The organism is Serratia sp. FGI94 (genome assembly GCF_000330865.1).
Lineage (GTDB): Bacteria > Pseudomonadota > Gammaproteobacteria > Enterobacterales > Enterobacteriaceae > Serratia_B > Serratia_B rubidaea.
In genome coordinates this window covers 4,836,311-4,858,216 of record NC_020064.1, presented here as the reverse complement: position 1 = coordinate 4,858,216, position 21,906 = coordinate 4,836,311, and the positions used below count along the sequence as shown (strand labels likewise).

At 57.6% G+C, this 21,906-nt stretch carries 20 protein-coding genes; 12 read left to right on the top strand and 8 right to left on the bottom strand.

Annotated features, from left to right (window positions below; genetic code table 11):
- The first annotated feature begins 220 nt into the window (after nucleotides 1-220).
- The 11 genes from rpmH (at nucleotide 221) to D781_RS22135 (ending at nucleotide 10,556) form a co-directional block, all read left to right on the top strand.
- Nucleotides 221-361 (top strand): 50S ribosomal protein L34, encoded by a 141-nt coding sequence (gene rpmH / locus D781_RS23165; protein ID WP_015842368.1) that lies wholly within the window; start codon nucleotides 221-223, stop codon nucleotides 359-361.
- 17 nt (nucleotides 362-378) lie between these two features.
- Nucleotides 379-738: a ribonuclease P protein component gene (gene rnpA, locus D781_RS22175; RefSeq protein ID WP_071823864.1), complete on the top strand. Its 360-nt coding sequence runs from the start codon at nucleotides 379-381 to the stop codon at nucleotides 736-738.
- Nucleotides 702-959, top strand: a complete 258-nt coding sequence (gene yidD, locus D781_RS23160; protein WP_015962455.1) for a membrane protein insertion efficiency factor YidD — start codon at nucleotides 702-704, stop codon at nucleotides 957-959. Before rnpA ends, yidD begins: the two co-directional genes overlap by 37 nt.
- A gap of 2 nt (nucleotides 960-961) precedes the next feature.
- On the top strand, nucleotides 962-2,599 hold the full coding sequence (gene yidC / locus D781_RS22170; protein ID WP_015962454.1) for a membrane protein insertase YidC: 1,638 nt from the start codon (nucleotides 962-964) through the stop codon (nucleotides 2,597-2,599).
- A gap of 130 nt (nucleotides 2,600-2,729) precedes the next feature.
- Complete coding sequence (gene mnmE, locus D781_RS22165) at nucleotides 2,730-4,094, top strand: tRNA uridine-5-carboxymethylaminomethyl(34) synthesis GTPase MnmE (protein ID WP_015962453.1); 1,365 nt, start codon at nucleotides 2,730-2,732, stop codon at nucleotides 4,092-4,094.
- A gap of 46 nt (nucleotides 4,095-4,140) precedes the next feature.
- Nucleotides 4,141-5,133 (top strand): LacI family DNA-binding transcriptional regulator, encoded by a 993-nt coding sequence (locus tag D781_RS22160; protein ID WP_015962452.1) that lies wholly within the window; start codon nucleotides 4,141-4,143, stop codon nucleotides 5,131-5,133.
- A 133-nt stretch (nucleotides 5,134-5,266) separates the two neighbouring features.
- A complete protein-coding gene (locus tag D781_RS22155; protein ID WP_015962451.1) occupies nucleotides 5,267-6,076 on the top strand; it encodes an inositol monophosphatase family protein in 810 nt (269 codons plus the stop codon).
- 153 nt (nucleotides 6,077-6,229) lie between these two features.
- On the top strand, nucleotides 6,230-7,573 hold the full coding sequence (locus D781_RS22150; protein WP_015962450.1) for an MFS transporter: 1,344 nt from the start codon (nucleotides 6,230-6,232) through the stop codon (nucleotides 7,571-7,573).
- A 367-nt stretch (nucleotides 7,574-7,940) separates the two neighbouring features.
- Nucleotides 7,941-8,696, top strand: coding sequence for a 4'-phosphopantetheinyl transferase superfamily protein (locus D781_RS22145; protein WP_015962449.1), 756 nt, complete (start codon nucleotides 7,941-7,943; stop codon nucleotides 8,694-8,696).
- A gap of 158 nt (nucleotides 8,697-8,854) precedes the next feature.
- A complete protein-coding gene (locus D781_RS22140) occupies nucleotides 8,855-9,421 on the top strand; it encodes an NADPH-dependent FMN reductase (RefSeq protein ID WP_015962448.1) in 567 nt (188 codons plus the stop codon).
- Nucleotides 9,422-9,515: 94 nt separating this feature from the next.
- On the top strand, nucleotides 9,516-10,556 hold the full coding sequence (locus D781_RS22135; protein WP_015962447.1) for a hypothetical protein: 1,041 nt from the start codon (nucleotides 9,516-9,518) through the stop codon (nucleotides 10,554-10,556).
- A 39-nt stretch (nucleotides 10,557-10,595) separates the two neighbouring features.
- Here the strand turns inward: D781_RS22135 and D781_RS22130 are convergent, their stop codons facing one another.
- Entirely contained in the window at nucleotides 10,596-11,933 is a 1,338-nt protein-coding gene (locus tag D781_RS22130; protein ID WP_015962446.1) for an NCS2 family permease, read from the bottom strand.
- 195 nt (nucleotides 11,934-12,128) lie between these two features.
- Between D781_RS22130 and yieH the strand changes: the two genes are divergently transcribed.
- On the top strand, nucleotides 12,129-12,794 hold the full coding sequence (yieH, locus tag D781_RS22125; RefSeq protein ID WP_015962445.1) for a 6-phosphogluconate phosphatase: 666 nt from the start codon (nucleotides 12,129-12,131) through the stop codon (nucleotides 12,792-12,794).
- A 62-nt stretch (nucleotides 12,795-12,856) separates the two neighbouring features.
- Here the strand turns inward: yieH and D781_RS22120 are convergent, their stop codons facing one another.
- The 7 genes from D781_RS22120 to glmS all read right to left on the bottom strand — a co-directional run bounded on the left by D781_RS22120 (nucleotide 12,857) and on the right by glmS (nucleotide 21,865).
- A complete protein-coding gene (locus tag D781_RS22120; protein ID WP_015962444.1) occupies nucleotides 12,857-14,701 on the bottom strand; it encodes a lipase class 3 in 1,845 nt (614 codons plus the stop codon).
- 401 nt (nucleotides 14,702-15,102) lie between these two features.
- A complete protein-coding gene (phoU, locus tag D781_RS22115; RefSeq protein WP_015962443.1) occupies nucleotides 15,103-15,846 on the bottom strand; it encodes a phosphate signaling complex protein PhoU in 744 nt (247 codons plus the stop codon).
- 12 nt (nucleotides 15,847-15,858) lie between these two features.
- Nucleotides 15,859-16,635, bottom strand: coding sequence for a phosphate ABC transporter ATP-binding protein PstB (pstB, locus tag D781_RS22110; RefSeq protein ID WP_015962442.1), 777 nt, complete (start codon nucleotides 16,633-16,635; stop codon nucleotides 15,859-15,861).
- A 48-nt stretch (nucleotides 16,636-16,683) separates the two neighbouring features.
- Nucleotides 16,684-17,574 (bottom strand): phosphate ABC transporter permease PstA, encoded by an 891-nt coding sequence (gene pstA, locus D781_RS22105; protein WP_015962441.1) that lies wholly within the window; start codon nucleotides 17,572-17,574, stop codon nucleotides 16,684-16,686.
- A gap of 1 nt (nucleotide 17,575) precedes the next feature.
- Nucleotides 17,576-18,532 (bottom strand): phosphate ABC transporter permease PstC, encoded by a 957-nt coding sequence (pstC, locus tag D781_RS22100; protein ID WP_015962440.1) that lies wholly within the window; start codon nucleotides 18,530-18,532, stop codon nucleotides 17,576-17,578.
- A gap of 68 nt (nucleotides 18,533-18,600) precedes the next feature.
- A complete protein-coding gene (gene pstS, locus D781_RS22095) occupies nucleotides 18,601-19,641 on the bottom strand; it encodes a phosphate ABC transporter substrate-binding protein PstS (RefSeq protein ID WP_015962439.1) in 1,041 nt (346 codons plus the stop codon).
- A gap of 394 nt (nucleotides 19,642-20,035) precedes the next feature.
- Complete coding sequence (gene glmS, locus D781_RS22090) at nucleotides 20,036-21,865, bottom strand: glutamine--fructose-6-phosphate transaminase (isomerizing) (protein ID WP_015962438.1); 1,830 nt, start codon at nucleotides 21,863-21,865, stop codon at nucleotides 20,036-20,038.
- Nucleotides 21,866-21,906: the final 41 nt, after the last annotated feature.

The window sequence follows — 21,906 nt, the reverse complement described above, 5'->3', positions numbered from 1 at the left end:
CGCCAGACGGGATTCTGCGTTGACCACGGGCCAAGCCGGATTTTATGCCGTATTGGCAAGCAACCAGGTAGGCTAACGCAATGTGAATTGACTCAGGACTGTACAATTATTACAATCCCGCCTCTTTATGTATTGCGATTGAGGCGTCGGTCGTCTTCACGCCGAGTAGCCAAACGCGTTTACTGATCAGTAATCAATTTAAGTTTAGGTAGAAATCGCCATGAAACGCACTTTCCAACCGTCCGTATTGAAGCGCAACCGTAGCCACGGTTTCCGTGCTCGTATGGCCACTAAAAATGGTCGTCAAGTTCTGGCCCGCCGTCGTGCGAAAGGCCGTGCTCGTCTGTCTGTTTCTAAGTAATAAAGCTAACCCTCTGAGTGGTTAAGCTCGCTTTTCCCAGGGAGTTACGTTTGTTAACTCCCACTCATTTCACTTTCGTCTTCCAGCAGCCACAACGGGCCGGCACGCCGCAAATCACCATTCTCGGCCGCCTGAACCAGCTGGGGCATCCCCGCATCGGTCTTACCGTCGCCAAAAAACACGTCAAACGCGCCCATGAACGTAACCGAATCAAACGCCTAACCCGCGAAAGCTTCCGTTTACGTCAGCATGAGCTGCCGCCGATGGATTTTGTCGTGGTGGCGAAAAAAGGGATCGCGGATCTGGATAACCGCGCGTTGACGGAAGCTTTGGAAAAATTATGGCGTCGCCACTGTCGGCAGGCTCGCGCATCCTGATCGGGCTGGTGCGCGGCTACCAGCTCGCCATCAGTCCGCTGCTTGGGCCCCGTTGTCGCTTCCAGCCGACATGTTCTCATTACGCAATTGAGGCATTAAGCAGGTTCGGCATGATAAAAGGCAGTTGGTTGGCAGTGAAACGCGTATTAAAATGCCACCCTTTGAACCCAGGTGGCGATGATCCCGTGCCGCCGAAAACCGACGATAACAGAGAACACTAACGATGGATTCGCAACGCAATCTTCTTCTCATCGCTTTGCTGTTCGTGTCTTTCATGATCTGGCAGGCCTGGCAGACGGACCACGCTCCGCAACCAGCCGCGCAGACCACGACGCAGACCACGAATTCCGCAACCGGTGATGCCACAAGCTCAGGCGTACCAGCCAGCGGCCAGGGTAAACTGATTACCGTTAATACCGACGTGCTGTCGCTGACTATCAACACCCGCGGTGGCGATATCGAGCAGGCTAAACTGTTGGCTTACCCGGATACCCTGGGTTCATCGACTCCATTCCAGCTGCTGGAAACCACCCCGTCGTTTGTTTATCAGGCGCAGAGCGGCCTGACCGGCAAAAACGGCCCGGATAACCCGGCCAACGGCGAGCGTCCTCTGTATCAGAGCGCACAGGACAGCTATACCCTGGCCGACGGTCAGGATGAGTTGCGCATTCCGCTGACCTTTACCGGCAAAGACGGCGCTATCTACACCAAGACCTTTGTGCTTAAGCGCAACCACTACGCGGTTGCGGTCGATTACAATATCGACAACAAGGGCGCCACCCCGCTGGAGCTGACCCTGTTCGGCCAGCTGAAGCAGACCACCGAACTGCCTAAGCACCGCGATACCGGCAGCAGCAACTTTGCGCTGCACACCTTCCGCGGCGCGGCGTACTCCACCAGCGACACCAAGTACGAAAAATATGCGTTCGATAAAGACGAGAACCTGAGCGTCTCCACGCAGGGCGGCTGGGTTGCCATGCTGCAGCAGTACTTCGCCACCGCCTGGGTGCCGGCAACGCAGGGCAACAACACCTTCTATACCGCCAAACTGGGCAATGACCAATCGGCCATCGGCTTCAAGTCTACCCCGGTCGTGGTGCAGCCTGGCGCGCAACAGCAGCTGAACTCAACGCTGTGGGTTGGCCCGGAACTGCAGGACCAGATGGCTGAACTGGCGCCGCATCTTGACCTGACGGTCGATTACGGCTGGCTGTGGTTCATCTCCCAACCGCTGTTCAAGCTGCTGAAGTTCCTGCACAGCTTTATCGGCAACTGGGGCTTCTCGATCATCGTCATCACCTTTATCGTGCGCGGCATCATGTACCCGCTGACCAAAGCGCAGTACACCTCGATGGCCAAAATGCGCATGCTGCAGCCAAAACTGCAGGCGATGCGTGAGCGTATCGGTGACGATAAACAGCGCATGAGTCAGGAAATGATGGCGCTGTACAAGGCGGAGAAAGTGAACCCGCTGGGCGGCTGTCTGCCTCTGTTGATTCAGATGCCTATTTTCCTGGCGTTGTACTACATGCTGATGGGCTCGGTAGAACTGCGTCACGCGCCGTTCGCCCTGTGGATCCATGACCTGTCGGCGCAGGACCCGTACTACATCCTGCCAATCCTGATGGGCGTGACGATGTTCTTCATCCAGAAGATGTCGCCGACCACCGTGACCGACCCGATGCAGCAGAAGATCATGACCTTCATGCCGGTGATCTTCACCGTGTTCTTCCTGTGGTTCCCGTCCGGTCTGGTGCTGTACTACATCGTCAGTAACCTGGTGACCATCATCCAGCAGCAGCTGATTTATCGCGGCCTGGAAAAACGCGGTCTGCACAGCCGCGACAAGAAAAAAACATAAGCGTATTGTAGGCGTTCGGTTGCCGGACGTTTGCAGTTATCCCAAAAGGCGGTCGCGAGACCGCCTTTTTGTATCTGATATGATCAACAACAGGTTTTAGCAGCGCAGCTGCCCGTTGAAGGATAAAGGTATGAATACCACTGATACCATTGTCGCCCAAGCCACCCCGCCGGGACGCGGCGGCGTCGGCATTCTGCGCATCTCCGGCAAGAAAGCCGCCGAGGTTGCCCAGGTGCTGCTCGGCAAATTGCCCAAGCCGCGCTACGCTGACTACCTGCCGTTCCGCGACGCCGACGGCGCTACCCTCGATCAGGGCATTGCGCTGTGGTTCCCGGGGCCGAATTCATTTACCGGCGAAGACGTGCTGGAGCTGCAGGGCCACGGCGGCCCGGTGATCCTCGATTTGCTGCTTAAGCGCGTGCTGGCGCTGCCCGGCGTGCGTATTGCGCAGCCCGGCGAATTCTCCGAGCGCGCCTTCCTGAACGATAAGCTCGATCTGGCGCAGGCGGAGGCGATTGCCGACCTGATCGACGCCAGCTCCGAGCAGGCGGCACGCTCGGCGATGAACTCGCTGCAGGGCGCTTTTTCCAGCCGTATCCATCAGCTTGTGGAAGCACTTACTAACCTGCGAATCTATGTGGAAGCGGCAATCGACTTTCCGGATGAGGAAATCGACTTCCTGTCGGACGGTAAAATCGAAGCCCAGCTGAACGCGGTGATCGGCGACCTTGACCAGGTGCGTGCCGAGGCGCGCCAGGGCAGCCTGCTGCGTGAAGGTATGAAGGTGGTGATCGCCGGCCGGCCGAACGCCGGAAAATCCAGCCTGCTCAATGCGTTAGCCGGCCGTGAGGCGGCCATCGTCACCGATATCGCCGGCACCACCCGCGACGTGCTGCGCGAACATATTCATATCGACGGCATGCCGTTGCATATTATCGATACCGCCGGCCTGCGTGAGGCCAGCGATGAGGTGGAACGTATCGGCATCGAACGCGCCTGGAGCGAGATTGAGCAGGCGGATCGGGTGCTGTTTATGGTGGACGGCACCACCACCGGCGCCACCGAACCCGCCGAGATCTGGCCGGAGTTTATGGCGCGCCTGCCTGATACGCTGCCGATTACCGTGGTGCGTAACAAGGCGGACATCACCGGCGAAGCGCAGGGCATAACAGAAGTGAATGGTCACTCACTTATTCGCCTGTCGGCGCGTACCGGCGACGGTATCGAGGTGCTGCGCGACCATCTGAAGCAGAGTATGGGCTTCACCAGCAATATGGAAGGCGGCTTCCTGGCGCGCCGTCGCCACCTGCAGGCGCTGGAACTGGCGGCGCAGCACCTGCTGCAGGGCCATGAACAGTTAGTGAGCGCTTACGCGGGCGAGCTGCTGGCGGAAGAACTGCGCCAGGCGCAGCTGGCGCTGAGCGAAATCACCGGCGAATTTACCTCCGATGACCTGCTGGGGCGCATTTTCTCCAGCTTCTGCATCGGCAAATAATCCAGCGCGACGCTAACGCCGCGCCAACCAGCGGGAAACGGCAGCCATGAGTGATGAAAAAAACAGTTGGGTTACCGCCAGCGACGTTGCACGCCTGGCGGGGGTTTCGCGCTCCGCCGTTTCACGCACCTTCACCCCCGGCGCGTCGGTCTCTGAAAAGACGCGCCGGCGGGTAGAAGCCGCCGCCGCAGAGCTGGGCTACCAGGTGAATATCATTGCCCGCTCAATGATCACCGGCAGCAGTAATTTCATCGGCCTGGTCACCGCCGGCTTTGATAACCCCTTCCGCAGTAAACTGCTGGCGCCGCTGACGCACCACCTGACCTTACAGGGCTTTATGCCGCTGCTGATTAATGCCGACGATCCCCAGCAATTGGAGCCGCAGCTGCGCGAGCTGTTAAGTTACCACGTCGCGGGCGTGATCCTGACCTCCGGCGCCCCGCCGCTGTCACTGGCGGAGGCGTATCTGGCGCGTAAAATCCCGGTAACGCTGATCAACCGCCAGGCAGAGCTGGATGGCGCCGATCAGGTCTGCAGCGATAACGACGACGGCGCGCTGCAGGCCGCGCAGCGTTTCATGCAGCACGGGATAAAAAATCCGGGCTTTATCGGCGAAGACGCCTCCTTCAGCAGCCTTCAGCGCCAGCAGGCGTTCACTCGCCGGCTCAGCGAACAGCGGCTGACGGTCACCAGCGTAATCTGCCCGCAGGGGGGCTATCAGGCCGGCTGGGACGCGGCCGCCACGCTGCTGACGCAGCGGCCGCAGCTTGATGCCCTGTTCTGCGCCACCGATATGCTGGCCATCGGCGCCATGGATTTTATACGCCGCCATCACCCGACGCGCACGCTGCCGATTATCGGCTTCGACGATATCCCGCAGGCAGATTTTGCCGCCTATCAGCTGACCACCCTGCGTCAGGATACCGAGACGCTGGCGCGCACCGCGGTTGAACTGCTGGTCAACCGCATTCGCCACTTCAATCAGCCGGCGGTACGTAAAAGCGTGCCCGTCGAGCTTATCGTGCGAGGATCGGCATAAAACGAAAATTATGTTTTATGCGTGGGCGATCACGGAATAAACTTTTCATCTTCGCCATTATCCTGTAGCAATCTTTTAACAACACCCTGTTATCACCCACTTTGCACACGAGTGCAAAAACAGCGGAGGGACAATGACATCAACATCTGAACAGGATATCGCAGCGCGCTACCAGGTTGCCTGCGACGTCGCGCAGCAGGCCGCCGGGTTGGCGTACGATTTTTATCAGCGGCGTCAGCGGCTGGCCGTTGAGCACAAAGGCGGCGATCTGCAGGACGTGGTCAGCCTGGCCGACCGCGAAGTGGAAGCACTGACGCGCCGCCTGATCGCCCAGCACTTTCCTCAGGATGACTTTCTCGGGGAAGAGAGCGGCGGCGGCCACGGCGTCGCCCCCTATACCTGGGTGGTGGATCCGATCGACGGAACCGCCTGCTTTCTCAACGGGTTACATACCTGGTGCGTCTCGATCGGCGTGATCTTCAACGGCGATCCGACGATCGGCGTGGTTTACGATCCCAACCATCAGGAAATGTTCCACGCCCGGCGCGGCGGCGGCGCCTTTCTCAACCATACCCCCATCAGCGTGCATCCGGGCCGTTCGCTGCGCGACGGCGTAATGGGCGTCGGCACCTCGCACCGCGTAACGCCGGAAGCGTTCGTGCCCTTTATCAGCCGTCTGCTGCACGCCGGCGGCATGTTTATCCGCAGCGGCTCCGGCGCGCTGATGACCGCTCAGGTCGCCGCCGGCCGGCTAATCGGCTATTACGAACCGCATATGAACGCCTGGGACAGCCTGCCCGGCATGCTGCTGGTGCAGGAAGCCGGCGGCATCACCAATGATTTTCTGGCCGACCAGGGATTACAGCAGGGCAACGTGGCATTAATGGCCAACGCAGAGATTTATTCCCAGCTACGCGAATTAATTCAGCAAGAGGTTAAATAACCGCTTACCCGATAAAACAGATGGAAAAGCAATTTATTCAGATTATGTGCCCTACAAATTAAAAGAGTTAAGGACAGATTTCTCTGCCAACGGAATAACCGCAGAGCGCTTAATCGGCGTGTATTTTGCTAATCCGCCTTATGGAGTGAAATTATGTCTGGTATCTTCGCTTATTTTAAAGCGGCGCCGGCCACGCCTTCCCATGGCCCGCTGAATGAGAAGAAATTCCGCCGCCTGCGCGGTCGGACTTTTTTGGCGATGACGGCGGCTTACGTGATGTTTTACGTGTGCCGTCTCTCCTTCACCGTGGCGAAAAGCGCCCTGGTCGACATCGGCATCACCCCCAGCGAGCTGGGAATGATTGGCTCCGCCCTGTTCTTCTGCTACGCCATCGGCAAGCTGGTGAACGGTTTTCTGGCCGACCATGCCAACGTCGTGCGCTTTATGAGTCTGGGGCTGCTGCTGAGTGCCGGGATGAACGTCATGATGGGGATGACCACCAACGCGCTGCTGCTGACGCTGTTCTGGGGCATCAACGGCTGGGCGCAGTCGATGGGCGTCGGCCCGTGCGCCGTCTCACTGGCGCGCTGGTACGGCAGCAAGGAGCGCGGCACCTTCTACGGCATCTGGTCCACGGCGCATAACATCGGCGAAGCGATAACCTATATGGTCATCGCCGTGGTGATCGCCGCCTTTGGCTGGCATTTCGGTTATTTCACCACGGCGATACTCGGCGTGGTGGGCGTAGTGTTGATCCTACTGTTTATGTGCGATTCGCCGCAAAGCGCCGGCTATCCGCCGATCGGCGTGATCCGCAACGAGCCGGAACCGCTGTCGGAAGATAAAGGCTCGGTGCTGAAAAATCAGCTGTGGTCGCTGCGTAACCCGGCGCTGTGGACGCTGGCGCTGGCCTCGGCCTTTATGTATATCGACCGTTACGCGGTAAATTCCTGGGGCATCTTCTTTTTACAGCAGGCCAAGCACTACACCACGCTGGAGGCGTCCGGCATTATCGGCGTTAACGCCATTGCCGGCATCGCCGGCACCATTATCGCCGGCATCCTGTCCGACCGTATCTTCCCACGGAACCGCAGCATCATGGCGGGGGTCATCGGTCTGTTAAATACCGCCGGCTTCGCCCTGATGGTGTGGCTGCCGCGCAACTACTACACCGACGTGCTGTCGATGGTGATCTTCGGCGCGACGATTGGCGCCCTGACCTGTTTCCTCGGCGGTTTAATCGCGGTGGATATCTCCTCGAAGAAAGCGGCCGGTGCCGCGCTCGGCACCATCGGCATTGCCAGCTATGCCGGCGCCGGGTTGGGAGAGTACATCACCGGCGTGATTATCGATCGTACCTCGGTCATTGAGGCGGGAAAAACGCTGTATAATTTCGACACGCTATCGCTATTTTGGATCGCCGCCGGTTTATTTTCCGCCACGCTGACATTGATTACCGCCGGAATTGTCTATTACCGTCAAACGATAAAAAGATAAACGCAAATATCCCATTCGTAAATAAAAATACGGTTGTCTTAATTAAAGCTCGCGAGGAATAAATTATGTTGCTTTCGCAAATGGGATCGTCACGCCTGTTATTTGCCGTGGCGGCCGTCGCCGGTTGGCGTACTGTGTCCATGGTCCGCATCGTTACAGCAGCTGCGCACGGCGATTGACCCGCCGTCGGGGCATGACACGCCGTAATGGCCCGGTGACGCGGCGCATGACGCGCCGTGTCTTATTCTCGGCCGCACCGTCCGGAAGAAATAAGATAATCCGCATGCGTCTTTTTAGTGAAAGTTCTTAAGGTTATGCCTAATCTAACGCTCCAGCGTTAATATTGACCCCTGTCACGGAGCGAATCATGGCGTGTCATTTTGTCCGATGGAACTCAACCCCCGACGCTCTGGATACCTCCAGACTTTCCGCCGCGCTGATCGCCGATGCCGACGCTTACGCGGAAAAGCGCCGCCAGCGTTTTCTGCAGGGCCGCGTTCTGCTGGCCGAAACCCTGCATCATCTGTACGGCCTGCCCACCCTGCCGCCTATCGCCACCACGCCGACCGGTCGCCCCTGTTTTAACGACTCGCATCTGCCGGACTTCAGCCTGGCCTATGCCGGTAATACCGTCGGGGTGCTGCTCAGCAATGAGGGCAAAGTCGGGCTGGATATTGAGATGTTGCGTGCACGCAGCGCCAGCCAGCGGCAGCTGCAGCGCCAGTTCCGCAATGCGCCGGAAAGCGCCTGGATCGACGCACAGGACGATCTGCTGGAAGCAGAAACCCAGCTGTGGAGCATCCGCCAAAGCGTGCTTAAGATCTCCGGATTAGGCAACAGCGGCCATGGAACGCTGACGCTACACCCGTTTTCCGGCCAGCTGCGCTCCAGCGTCACGCCGCAGGTGCAGGTCATGAGCGATAGCGACGATTATCAAAGCTGGTCGTGCGCCCGCGAGCCGGCGCTGGAGCGGTTGCAGTGCTGGCAGTTTGACCCGCAGTACGGGCTGGAGAAATGCGAAGAAATTTCAGCGCAATCGCCGGCAAATTCCCTACGTTTCATCAAGTTGACCAGCCTGAGCAATTATCACAAAAATAGCAGACTGAAAGAAAAAACAGGCTGAAGCGATCAAAAACACATATTCTACTCGCTATTTTTTCTTGTTTTACCGCAAGAAAAGTACAGATACGACAAATTCTCACTGTTATCCCTCGGTTATTTGCCATACTATTTAACGGTTGTTCTAAGCTGAATCTGTTCATTCGTCAGGGAGGTAGCATCATGTCAGACCAAGCATTAAACATCGTGACCCTGCTAGGCAGCCTGCGTAAAGGCTCCTATAACGCCATCGTAGCCAATGCGCTGCCCAAACTGGCGCCGCCGGGCATGACTATCGAAGCCTTACCCTCCATTCGTGATATCCCGCTTTATGACGCCGACCTGCAGCAGGAAGAGGGTTTTCCCACGACGGTTGAAGCGATGGCCGAAAAGATTCGCCAGGCCGACGGCGTCATTATCGTCACGCCGGAATATAACTACTCCGTGCCCGGCGGCCTGAAAAACGCCATTGACTGGATTTCACGCCTGCCGAACCAGCCGCTGGCCGGTAAACCGCTGGCGATCCAGACCAGCTCGATGGGGCCGATCGGCGGCGCGCGCTGCCAGTATCACCTGCGGCAGATCATGGTGTTCCTGGATGCGATGGTGATGAACCGGCCAGAATTTATGGGCGGCGTGATTCAAAACAAGGTGGATGAGCAAGCGGGAGAGCTGACCGATCAGGCGACGTTGGAATTTATACGCAGCCAGTTAGCCGCATTCCGCGATTATATCGCCCAGGTGCGATAAGGCTTCCTTATTGGCGTCTTCAAAATCAAACAACAGAAGACGCCAACAATGGAATGGATACGCCAAAATATTTTTATCTTTCAAATAAATAATTATGTATTTTTTAATTTTAGCCTTATTAGCGGCTTTTAACACCAGTCCTGTCAGCGCCACAGAAATGCATTACCCCGCGGGAGAAGAACCGGTCGAACTGCCGGCAGACAGCCCGCTTCATACCAAGCTCCCCCGCTCGGCACACAGTAAAGAAGACAAGAAAACGGAGGCGATGTCGCTCTATCTAACGCTGATGCGCGAAGACGAGCATAGCATCTGGGCGCCTTACCAGCTGGCCATCTCCTCCGCAGAAAAAGGGCAGACCGAGCTGGCAGAGCGTTATCTGCAGCTCAGTGCCAAACGCGGCCTATGGTATTACTACAACCTGCTGGAAGAGGACGCGTTCAACACCATTCAGCACGGCAAAACCTACCAGTCGATCCTCGCGCAAACCAAAGCCCGCTATCAGCAGCACGCACAACGGCACGAAGGTAAGGCCAGCTATACGCTGCCGCAGGGCCAGGCGCCGGCCGGCGGCTGGCCGACGGTGGTGTATCTGCACTCCTACGGCAAACAGGCCAACATCAGCGCCGAAGAGAAGCTGATGTTCGGCGCCATGGGCGTGGCCTATATTGAGTTGAACGGTACGCAGATGCTGTCGGAAAACAGTTTCCGCTGGTCAAACTACAGTGATGAAAGCACCCACAATATGGTGCAGCGCACCCTGCACGACCTGACGCCGCTGCTCAGGCTGAACCCGCAGGCGGTGTATCTTTTCGGCCGCGGTCAGGGCGCCCTGCATGCCGCCAATCTGCTGGCGAAATATCCGCAAAGTTACGCCGGCGGCCTGCTGGTGGCGCCGGTGGGCGCGATCAAACCGGCAACGCAGAGCCTGGCCAGCAATAAGCGTATCGTGATCGCTTACTACAAGCGGCAAAAATTTAGTGAACAGGCGGTAGCGCTGGATTTTTCTGAGCTTTTCGGTGCCAAAAATCAGGTGCAGGTGCAACATTTTGCTCAGCCGGAAAGTGCCACACAGGGCTGGTTGACGCGCTATGCGCAGCCTTTGGAGTGGATGCTCGACAAAACGCCAAACGAGTAATCACGACGGGCCTGGCTTTTCCTGGCCCGTCGTTAACCGTTAGTGGCCGTCGACAAAGACGATTTTCAGCACAAACAGCAGCGCCACCACCAGCACGCACGGGCTGATTTCACGCCAGCGGCCGGTGCCCAGCTTCATCACGCAGTAAGCGATAAAGCCCAGCGCAATGCCTTCGGTGATCGAGAAGCTAAACGGCATCATTACCGCCGTCACAAAGGCCGGCACCGCTTCGGTCAGATCGCTCCAGGTAACGCGCGCCAGGCTTGAGGTCATCAGCACCCCGACGTAAATCAGCGCGCCCGCCGCCGCATACGACGGCACCATCCCCGCCAGCGGCGACAGGAAGATCACCAGCAGGAACAGAATGCCGGTCACCACCGCGGTTAACCCGGTGCGGCCGCCAACGGAAACGCCGGAGCTGCTTTCAATATAGGCGGTGACGGACGAGGTGCCGACAAAGGAGCCGGCGACCGAGCTGATGCTGTCAACGTACAGCGCCTGCTTCATCCGCGGGAACTTGCCTTTTTCATCGGCCAGGCCGGCTTTGTCGGTCACGCCGATCAGGGTGCCGGAGGAGTCGAACAGGTTTACCAGCATAAAGGAGAAGATCACCCCGGCCAGCCCGAGATTCAGCGCGCCGGCCAGATCGACCTGGCCCACCACGGAGGTGACGCTCGGCGGCATGGAGAACACGCCGCTATACTGCACATCCCCCAGCGCCCAGCCGATCAGGGTGGTGATCACAATCGACACCAGCACCGCCGCATGGATATTGCGCGAGGCCAGAATGGCGATGATAAAGAAGCCCAGCGCCCCCAGCAGTACGCTGTGGGAAGTCAGGTTGCCGACGGTGACCAGCGTATCGGCGTTGCCCACCACGATGCCGGCGTTTTTCAGCCCCATCATGGCGATAAACAGGCCGATGCCGCTGGTGATGCCGACGCGCAGGCTCAGGGGAATATTGCCGATCATCCAGTAGCGAATGCGGAAAATGGTCAGCAGCAGCAGGCCGACCGCCCCCCAGAAGATGGCGCCCATGCCCACCTGCCATGAAATGCCCATCGCGCCGACCACCACAAAGGCGAAGAAGGCGTTCAGCCCCATCGCCGGCGCCAGCGCCACCGGCAGGTTGGCGAGCAGGCCCATCAAAATGCTGCCGAACGCGGCGATCAGGCAGGTGGTGACAAATACCGCCTGCGTATCCATCCCTGCCGCGCCCAGGATCTGCGGGTTAACAAATACGATATACACCATGGTCAAGAAGGTGGTGAAGCCGGCAATCGTTTCCGTACGTACCGTGGTGTCATGCTGCTTGAGCTTAAACACGCGCCCAAGCAAGCCTTGTTCAGCAACAAGGCCGGTTACTGGTTTGGTCATTATCAAGAATTCCGAAGAAGGGAACAGAACGGTCTGCGGGCTATCCTATAACAAAAATTCGGCAATTTGACGCCAATCCGCGGTTTTTTTCCGTCTTTCACGGGTGAAAAATGGCTAATCCGTTGATTTATTCGCCGATGCCGCAGCGCATCGGTTAAAGTGGCAACATTGCTACCCGATAAGGATATAACGACGATGAACCAGATTGACTGCATCCTGTTTGACTGCGACGGCACGCTGGTGGACAGCGAAGTGTTGTGCAGCATGGCCTATGTCCATATGTTCGCCCAGCACGGCGTCACGCTGTCCCTGGAAGAGATGTTCAAGAAATACAAAGGCATCAAGCTGTATGAGATTATCGATCGGGTAAACGCCGAACACGGCGTTACGCTGGCGAGGGAGATGCTGGAGCCGCTATTCCGCCAGGAAGTAGCGCGGCTGTTCGACAGTGAACTGCAGGAGATCGCCGGCGCACGCGACCTGCTGGCGCAGATCGTCGTTCCGGTCTGCACCGTCTCCAACGGGCCGGTCAGCAAAATGCAGCACTCGCTCGGCCTGACCGACATGCTTGGCTATTTTGATGACCGGCTGTACAGCGGCTACGATCTGCAGCGCTGGAAGCCGGACCCGGCGGTGATCTATCACGCGGCGCAGCAGATGAACGTGCCGCTGGAACGCTGCATTATGGTGGACGACTCCCCGGCCGGCGCGCAGGCGGGCATCGCCGCCGGCATTCCGGTCTTTTACTTCTGCGCCGATCCGCATAATCCGCCGATCGACCACCCGCTGGTGACCACGTTCGACGCGCTGGCGCAGCTGCCGGCGCTGTGGAAACAGCGCGGCTGGCGGCTGACCCGCTAGCCGCATTGAGGCAAAAAGAGCGTGAGCGCTAGCGGCCTCACGCCCTTTACCCGCTTTAGGCGTTATACCAGCACGATCTGGCTGTCACTGAGATAGTCCAGAGAAACGCCCACCAGCGTGACCTGGTTATCGCCAAAGTTGAACACCACATCGTCGTTGTGCTGCGCCGCATACTGGCGGAAGTCGTCGCCCTGATCCTGCGGCGTAAAGAATACCAGCCGGTCGCTCTGACCAAAGTTAATCACCTGGTCCTGACCAAACTCACCTTCAAACAGGAAAGTATTGTTCTGGCCGGCGCTGTGCATCACGTCGTTGCCCCTGCCGCCGACAAACGTCAGGTTGCCATTGCTACTGCCCAGTAGGGCGTCATCGCCGTCAAGCCCGAATAGCCAGCGTTGGTTGTCGGCCGCCTGCAGCACATCGTCCGCTTCGCTGCCGATGCCGTGCCGGGTGTAATCAACGTGAATATTACCCACCAGCAGCCCGTCATCTTTCACCTGATAATCCACATACTGCTTGCTGCAAAACGCGCCTTTGCTCTGGCTGCGCAGCGTCTCTACGCTGTTGGCGATGGTGATGGCGCCGGTACTGTCGCGCAAATAGAGGTTTTCTCCGTCATAGGCCACCTGCGTCTTCGCGATCCCCTGTTGCAGAATCAGGGTGTCATGCCCTTCGCCGCCGGAGATATAGTTGAACCCGCCGTCGTCGCGGAAGATATCGTTACCGGCTCCGCCCTCGAGATAATCATTCCCCCTGCCGCCGCCGATCAGATCGTCCTTGTCCGTACCGATAATAAAGGTCGTACCGGTGTGTTTTTGCGCATAGAGATTCAGATCCTCCACCCAGGTTTTACCGCGCATCACATCGGAAAGCGTGGAGACCACCACCGTGGAATCCCGATCCATAAACGAATAAAACTCGGAATTAACGATACGCGACAGTCCTTCACCGTAGGTGAACGGGACATGGGATATCCAACTGGGAAGGTTTAATAATGATGTCGGCAACACCCCCCAGAATTTTGACGCGTAATAGTCGTTAAAATTAACGATATTATTGGCTGCTGACTCATGCGGTTTATCATGTACACCCAGCGTTGACCAATTAAAATGCGTGCCGTCGAGCACGCGAAATACCGGATCGTTTTCATAGCCAATATTCAGCACCTTGCCATCACCTTCATGCTGGGTTGGCGAAGCGAAAGCCAGATATTTTGAGTTGGTATAAAAGCCGCCCCAATAGTCTTCGCTTAAAAATGCCAGGCTATTGGTCGCCAGACCGCCCAGGCTATGGCCGGTGATCGTCACATCCTCGCCGCTCAGGCCGTTCGCCGCGGCGAATTTGGCGACGTCGGCAAGTAAACGGCCAAAGGCATTCAGGGCGAAGTTATTCGAGAACGATGCCGGCCCCAGCCCGGCGACCAGATCGTGAACGGCGTCGCCAATGGTGTCGGTAATCAGCGTTTCACGCGGGCCGGTGGTGCCGCGAAAGGCGACGCCCAGGCCGATTAATTTTCCTTCACCGTCGTATTTTCCCAGCACTTCCGCCTGAGAGGTTTTGTACTTCCAGGATTCACCGTAATAGGTGCCCAGATTATCGGTTTTGCCCTGATAGCCCAGCTGTTCCGCGCTAATCACCTGCCAACCGGCGGTATTGAGGGTATCCAGCGCCTGCTGTTCGGAATTGGGGTTCCACGGCAGCCCCGGCACAATGCCCTGCGACTGCGAATTGCCGGCCAGGGCGGTTAGCAGCGTGAGCGGCAATCCCAGACCGAAACCATAATGCTGATAGCCGTAAGCTAAACCATCATCCAGATTATGGTAGCTATACATAGTCATGGCTAATGCATCGGAGAATAATTCCTGCGACTGGGCATCGCTCAATCCTTTATAATTAAAAATCCCCATACAAATTCCTTTTTTATTTGTATTTTATATTTCAAACAAAGCTAAGATAGCGTTAATCAATTAACGCCTAGGTGGTGTGCATAGGGATAGTAATCGACAGCAATCCATAGTGTAAATTACTTTACACTCTCTTATAGTTTAAATATAAACAACAGCATTAAATATATTATTTAATATTTTTATTTATTTTAATCGGGACATTTTAGATATAACAAAGGCGCACCGAGTGCGCCTGAGGTTGATGACAAAGTGGTCTGGTAGCTCGAGATACCCGGGCCTAGCGTAACGAGGGGCGCTCCGGCGGCTGATGCCGCTACGACCCCATCGCCACGCTCTCCCTAATAACGGACTTTGTCCACGGTCTGAGGCGCACCGAGTGCGCCTTTTTATGCTGCGGGCAACTATTCGCGGTCATCATCCGCTGCGGGCTTTTTGCCGTCCGCCAGCAGCTCATCCAGCGCATCCCCGCCCAGATGGCGGAAATCCTGGCCTTTGACAAAATAGAAGATAAATTCGCAGATGTTCTGGCAGCGATCGCCGATGCGCTCAATGGAGCGGGCGCAGAACAGCGCGGTCAGCACGCTGGGAATGGTGCGCGAATCTTCCATCATATAGGTCATCAGCTGGCGTACGATGCCTTCGTATTCCTGATCGACCTTTTTATCTTCCCGGTAGATGCGTATCGCCTCGTCCAGATCCATGCGCGCAAAGGCATCCAGCACGTCGTGCAGCATCTGCACGGTATGGCGTCCCAGCGACTCCAGGCTCACCAGCAGCGGCTGATGCTGCTGCGAGAACTTCTCCAGCGCGGTGCGGCAAATTTTATCCGCCACGTCGCCGATGCGCTCCAGCTCGGAAATGGTCTTGATGATCGCCATCACCAGACGCAGATCGCTGGCGGTAGGCTGACGCTTGGCAATGATGCGCACGCAGGCCTCATCAATCGCCACCTCCATCATATTGACCTTTTTATCGCCGTCGATCACCCGCTTGGCCAGCTCGCCGTCCTGATTGTGCATCGCGGTAATGGCGTCGGTCAGTTGCTGCTCCACCAGCCCGCCCATCGTCAGCACCTGAGTGCGGATGTGCTCAAGCTCGGCGTTGAACTGCCCAGAAATGTGCTTGTTTAAATTCAGGTTATCCATGATGCATCCTAATCAACCATAACGACCAGTGATGTAATCTTCAGTCTGTTTCTTCTGCGGCGCAGTAAACAGGGTGTCAGTATCGCTAAACTCCACCAGTTCGCCCAGATACATAAAGGCCGTCGAGTCGGAACAGCGCGCCGCCTGCTGCATGTTGTGCGTCACGATCACCACGGTGTAATCCGACTTCAGCTCGCTGATCAGCTCTTCAATCTTGCCGGTGGAGATCGGGTCCAGCGCCGAACACGGCTCATCCAGCAGCAATACTTCCGGGCGAATGGCGATGCCGCGCGCAATGCACAAGCGCTGCTGCTGGCCGCCGGACAGACTGTACCCGCTCTGGTGCAGCTTGTCTTTGGTTTCATTCCACAGCGCCGCCTTGCTCAGCGCCCACTGGACGCGCTCGTCCATATCGGCGCGCGACAGCTTTTCAAACAGGCGTACGCCAAAGGCGATGTTGTCGTAAATCGACATCGGGAACGGCGTTGGCTTCTGGAACACCATGCCGACCTTGGCGCGCAGCAGCGCGATATCCTGGTTATCGGTCAAAATGTTCTGCCCATCCAGCAGAATGCCGCCTTCGGCACGCTGCTCCGGATACAGCTGGTACATCTTGTTGAAGGTACGCAGCAGGGTGGATTTGCCACAGCCGGACGGGCCGATAAACGCGGTCACCTTATTTTTGGCGATATCCAGCGTGATGTTTTTCAGCGCGTGGAATTTGCCGTAGTAAAAGTTCAGATCGCGGACCTGAATTTTGCTGCTGGAAGCGAGTTCACTTGTACTCATCAAGACTTCTCTCTTGTTACCGCGCCGCGCGGGCGACGCGTAAAATTTTTATGCATGCTTTTTCTTGGCGAAAATCACACGCGCCAAAATATTCAGTAGCAGTACGCACAGCGTGATTAACAGCACCCCGGCCCAGGCCAGCTGCTGCCATTCGGCAAACGGGCTCATGGCGAACTTAAAGATGGTGACCGGCAGGTTGGCGATCGGCTGCATCAGATCGGTATTCCAGAACTGGTTCGACAGCGAGGTAAACAGCAGCGGCGCGGTTTCGCCGGCGATACGCGCGATGGCCAGCAGCACGCCGGTGATAATGCCGGACACCGACGCCTTGAGCGTAATGGCGGAAATCATGCGCCACTTCGGCGTACCGAGCGCGTAGGCCGCCTCGCGCAGCGTATCCGGCACCAGTTTCAGCATATTTTCCGTGGTGCGGATAACGATCGGCACCTGCAGCAGCGCCAGCGCGATAATGCCCGCCCAGCCGGAGAAGTGCTCCATCTTCGCCACCACGATGGTGTAGACGAACAGGCCAACCACAATCGACGGTGCAGACAGCAGAATGTCGTTAATAAAGCGGATCACCTCCGCCAGCCAGGATTTACGCCCGTATTCGGCCAGATAAATGCCGGCCAGAATGCCGAGCGGGGTGCCGAAGATGGTCGCCCACAGGATCAGCAGGCCGCTGCCGGCAATGGCGTTGGCCAGCCCGCCGCCGGCGGTATTCGGCGGCGGCGTCATTTCGGTAAACAGCGCCAGCGACATGCCGTCCACGCCTTTGGTGACGGTCGAGAACAGGATCCAAATCAGCCAGAACAGGCCGAACGCCATGGTCGCCATCGATAAAAACAGCGCGATGCGGTTCTTCTGCCGGCGCCAGGCCTGCATCTTGCGGCGGGTTTCCGCCACCGCCGCGGGGTTTTGCATATCCATCGTCGCCACGTTAGCGCCCCTCGTTCTTGGCCAGACGCATAATCATCAGTTTCGACAGCGCCAGCACGATAAAGGTGATCACAAACAGAATCAGCCCCAGCTCCATCAGCGCCGCGGTGTGCAGCCCGGATTCCGCTTCGGCGAATTCATTCGCCAGCGCCGAGGTAATGCTGTTGCCCGGCATATACAGCGACGCGCTGTCGAGCTGGTAGGTGTTGCCGATAATAAAGGTCACCGCCATGGTTTCCCCCAGCGCACGTCCCAGCCCCAGCATCACGCCGCCAATCACGCCGTTTTTGGTAAACGGCAGCACGATGCGCCAGATCACTTCCCAGGTGGTGCAGCCGATGCCGTAGGCCGACTCTTTCATCATCACCGGCGTTTGCTCGAACACGTCGCGCATCACCGCGGCAATATACGGAATAATCATGATCGCCAGAATCACCCCGGCGGCCAGGATGCCGATGCCGAAGGCCGGGCCGGCAAACAGTTCGCCGACAATCGGAATGCCGGACAGCACGTTGCCCACCGGCGTCTGGAAGTATTCGGCAAACAGCGGGGCGAAGACAAACAGCCCCCACATGCCGTAGACAATACTCGGGATCGCCGCCAGCAGCTCAATGGCGACGCCCAGCGGACGCTTCAGCCAGTTCGGCGCCAGCTCGGTCAGGAACAGCGCAATGCCGAAGCTGACAGGCACCGCGATAATCAGCGCGATCAGCGAGGTGACGATGGTGCCGTAAATCGGCACCAGCGCGCCAAACTGCTCCGCCGGCGCATCCCAATCTTTGGTCCACAGGAAGGCGAAGCCGAATTTCTGGATGCTCGGCCAGGAGGCAAAAATCAGCGAAACGATTATGCCGCCCAGCAGCAATAGGGTAATCAGCGCAGCCAGCCTAACCAGCGCACTGAAGATGACATCGCCGTTTTTACTCGGCGCTTTGATGGTCGGCTTGTACTCAGCCATAAATTACTCTTCTGTTTAAAGCTTGGAGGGCCCGGCAAACCGGGCCCCGACAGAAATGCCTCGGCCGTTTAGTACAGCGCTTTACCAGCGCTGTCTTTCACGTTGGTTTTCCATGCGGCGCGCACCTGCTCGATCACTTCCTCAGGCAGTACGGCATAATCCAGCGCTTTGGCCTGTTCGCCGCCTGACTTATACGCCCAGTCAAAGAACTTCAGCACTTCGGTGCCCTGCTCCGGCTTTTTCTGCGCCTTATGCACCAGGATGAAGGTGGTGGAGGTAATCGGCCAGGCGTTATCGCCTTTCTGGTTAGTCAGGTCCTGCGCGAAGGTTTTGCTCCAGTCCGCGCCTTTGGCGGCGGCGCTGAAGGCGTCTTCGGTCGGGCTGACCGGCTTGCCGTCGGCGGAGACCAGCTTGGTGTACGCCAGGTTATTCTGTTTGGCGTAGGCATATTCAACGTAGCCGATAGAGCCAGGCAGGCGCTGAACGAAGGCGGCAATGCCGTCGTTGCCTTTACCGCCCAGGCCGGTCGGCCAGTTTACCGTTGAGCCGGCGCCCACTTTCTCTTTCCACTTGGCATTCACTTTCGCCAGGTAGCTGGTAAAGACGAAGGAGGTGCCGGAACCGTCAGCGCGGCGCACCACGGCGATGTTCTGGTCCGGTAGCTTCACGCCCGGGTTCAGTTTGGCAATCGCCGGGTCATTCCATTTTTTGATATTGCCCAGGTAGATATCGCCCAGCGTCTGGCCGTCCAGCGTCAGATCGCCGGATTTGATGCCGGGGATATTCACCGCCAGCACCACGCCGCCAATCACGGTCGGGAACTGGAACAGGCCGTCGGCCGCCAGTTTTTCGTCGGACAGCGGGGCGTCAGAGGCGCCAAAGTCAACGGTATTGGCGACGATCTGCTTCACGCCGCCGGAGGAACCGATCCCCTGATAGTTAACTTTGTTGCCGGTTTCTTTTTGATAGGAATCTGCCCACTTGGCATACACCGGCGCGGGGAATGTCGCACCTGCACCGGTCAGGCTGGCGGCAGCGAACGCGGACACAGAGGCCATGGAGAAAGTCGCTGCGACAATACTGGCGACGGTGGTACGCATCAGTTTCATAATCCCTCCTAAGGGGCATCAAAAATCGATTTCAAATCGTTTTCATCAGAGTAAGTATTGCTGCAGGAGGGAAAATAGGACAGTTTGGTGACAGTAAAATGTATGAAATATGACAGTTATATGACAACGCAAAAAAATATCAATTAACCAGTTTTAAATCAAAAGGATAAGTATAAACCCGTGAAGGTAAAGTTCTTTTAATGGATCATATTTATCTGAAAAAACAACAATTTTAAGCGCCGTAAAAAGATTGTCACAGTTATTGGTTCATTCGGTATTCAGGCTAGCTGCGGTTTCTTACTCAGCCCTGAATGGCTGCCAGTCTTCAGTCATAAAAAATCCGGCGCACCGTTGATACAGCGCGCCGGATTATTCAGCAACAAACGTTACGGTTTTACTCGACGGTTACCGACTTCGCCAGGTTACGCGGCTGGTCCACGTCGGTGCCTTTAATCAGCGCCACGTGGTAAGACAGCAGCTGTAGCGGCACAGTGTAGAAGATTGGCGCGACGATCTCTTCCACGTGCGGCAGCGGGATAATGGTCATCCCTTCGCTGCTGACAAAACCGGCGTCCTGATCGGCAAACACGTACAGCTGGCCGCCGCGCGCGCGCACTTCTTCGATGTTGGATTTCAGTTTTTCCAACAGCTCGTTGTTCGGCGCCACCACAATCACCGGCATATCGGCGTCAATCAACGCCAGCGGGCCGTGCTTCAGCTCGCCGGCTGCGTAGGCCTCGGCGTGGATATAGGAGATCTCCTTCAGCTTCAGCGCCCCTTCCATGGCGATCGGGTACTGATCGCCGCGGCCGAGGAACAGCGCATGATGCTTATCGGAGAAGCCTTCCGCCAGCGCCTCGATGTTTTTATCCAGCGACAGCATCTGTTCAATGCGCGCAGGCAGCGCCTGCAGGCCGTGCACGATATCGTGCTCGACGCTTTCCGCCATGCCTTTCAGGCGACCCAGACGCGCCACCAGCATCAACAGCACGGTTAACTGGGTGGTGAAGGCTTTGGTGGACGCTACGCCGATTTCGGTGCCGGCCTTGGTCATCAGCGCCATATCGGATTCACGCACCAGCGACGAGCCGGCCACGTTGCACACCGCCAGCGACGCCAGGTAGCCCAGCTGTTTGGACAGGCGCAGCGCCGCCAGGGTATCTGCAGTTTCGCCGGACTGCGACAGGGTGATGATCAGGCTGCCCGGACGCACCGCCGATTTGCGGTAACGGAATTCGGAGGCAATCTCTACGTCGCACGGTACGCCGGCCAGCGCCTCAAACCAGTAACGCGCCACCATCCCGGAATGATAGGAAGTGCCGCAGGCGATGATCTGTACGTGCTGCACCTGCGCCAGCAGGGCATCGGCCTGCGGACCCAGCTCGCTCAGGTTGATCTGGCCGTTGCTGAAGCGCCCTTCCAGGGTATTTTTCAGCGCCAGCGGCTGTTCGAAGATCTCTTTTTGCATGTAGTGGCGGTAAGCACCTTTATCGCCGGCGTCGTACTGCACCTGCGACTCGATCTCCTCGCGCTCGACCGGGTTGCCCTGCTGGTCAAAAATGGCCACGGTACGACGGGTGACCTCCACCACGTCGCCCTCTTCCAGGAAGATAAAGCGGCGGGTCACCGGCAGCAGCGCCAACTGGTCGGAGGCAATAAAGTTCTCGCCGACGCCGCGGCCAATCACCAGCGGGCTGCCGGAACGGGCGGCCACCAGCACGCTCGGGTCACGGCTGTCCATCACTACGGTGCCGTAAGCGCCGCGCAGCTGTGGGATCACGCGCTTGACCACTTCCAGCAGCGTACCGCCCTGCTGCTGCTCCCAATGCACCAGGTGCGCGATCACTTCGGTATCGGTTTCGGACGCAAAGCGGTAGCCGCGTTCAATCAGCAGCTCGCGCAGCGGCTCGTGGTTTTCAATGATGCCGTTATGCACCACGGAAATGTAATCAGAAACGTGCGGGTGAGCGTTAGCTTCGGTCGGCTCGCCGTGGGTCGCCCAACGGGTGTGCGCGATACCGGTGCCGCCGTGCAAAGGGTGCTGCTCTACCGCTTCCGCCAGCGCGTTGACCTTGCCGACGCGACGTACGCGGTTAAGGTTGCCCTCGGCGTCAACGACCGCCAGACCGGCCGAGTCATAGCCACGGTATTCAAGACGGCGTAAGCCTTCCAACAGGATCTCTGCAATATCACGTTGCGCTACTGCGCCTACAATTCCACACATGGATTTTATTCCTAATTAAGCGTCTTTCAGGACGCTTCGAT

Bases quoted from the DNA above. Each gene is read 5' to 3' on its own strand.
- rpmH (WP_015842368.1), top strand. From the start codon at position 221: ATGAAACGCACTTTCCAACCGTCCGTATTGAAGCGCAACCGTAGCCAC.
- yidD (WP_015962455.1), top strand. From the start codon at position 702: ATGGCGTCGCCACTGTCGGCAGGCTCGCGCATCCTGATCGGGCTGGTG.
- yidC (WP_015962454.1), top strand. From the start codon at position 962: ATGGATTCGCAACGCAATCTTCTTCTCATCGCTTTGCTGTTCGTGTCT.
- mnmE (WP_015962453.1), top strand. From the start codon at position 2,730: ATGAATACCACTGATACCATTGTCGCCCAAGCCACCCCGCCGGGACGC.
- D781_RS22160 (WP_015962452.1), top strand. From the start codon at position 4,141: ATGAGTGATGAAAAAAACAGTTGGGTTACCGCCAGCGACGTTGCACGC.
- D781_RS22155 (WP_015962451.1), top strand. From the start codon at position 5,267: ATGACATCAACATCTGAACAGGATATCGCAGCGCGCTACCAGGTTGCC.
- D781_RS22150 (WP_015962450.1), top strand. From the start codon at position 6,230: ATGTCTGGTATCTTCGCTTATTTTAAAGCGGCGCCGGCCACGCCTTCC.
- D781_RS22145 (WP_015962449.1), top strand. From the start codon at position 7,941: ATGGCGTGTCATTTTGTCCGATGGAACTCAACCCCCGACGCTCTGGAT.
- D781_RS22140 (WP_015962448.1), top strand. From the start codon at position 8,855: ATGTCAGACCAAGCATTAAACATCGTGACCCTGCTAGGCAGCCTGCGT.
- D781_RS22135 (WP_015962447.1), top strand. From the start codon at position 9,516: ATGTATTTTTTAATTTTAGCCTTATTAGCGGCTTTTAACACCAGTCCT.
- D781_RS22130 (WP_015962446.1), bottom strand. From the start codon at position 11,933: ATGACCAAACCAGTAACCGGCCTTGTTGCTGAACAAGGCTTGCTTGGG.
- yieH (WP_015962445.1), top strand. From the start codon at position 12,129: ATGAACCAGATTGACTGCATCCTGTTTGACTGCGACGGCACGCTGGTG.
- D781_RS22120 (WP_015962444.1), bottom strand. From the start codon at position 14,701: ATGGGGATTTTTAATTATAAAGGATTGAGCGATGCCCAGTCGCAGGAA.
- phoU (WP_015962443.1), bottom strand. From the start codon at position 15,846: ATGGATAACCTGAATTTAAACAAGCACATTTCTGGGCAGTTCAACGCC.
- pstB (WP_015962442.1), bottom strand. From the start codon at position 16,635: ATGAGTACAAGTGAACTCGCTTCCAGCAGCAAAATTCAGGTCCGCGAT.
- pstC (WP_015962440.1), bottom strand. From the start codon at position 18,532: ATGGCTGAGTACAAGCCGACCATCAAAGCGCCGAGTAAAAACGGCGAT.
- pstS (WP_015962439.1), bottom strand. From the start codon at position 19,641: ATGAAACTGATGCGTACCACCGTCGCCAGTATTGTCGCAGCGACTTTC.
- glmS (WP_015962438.1), bottom strand. From the start codon at position 21,865: ATGTGTGGAATTGTAGGCGCAGTAGCGCAACGTGATATTGCAGAGATC.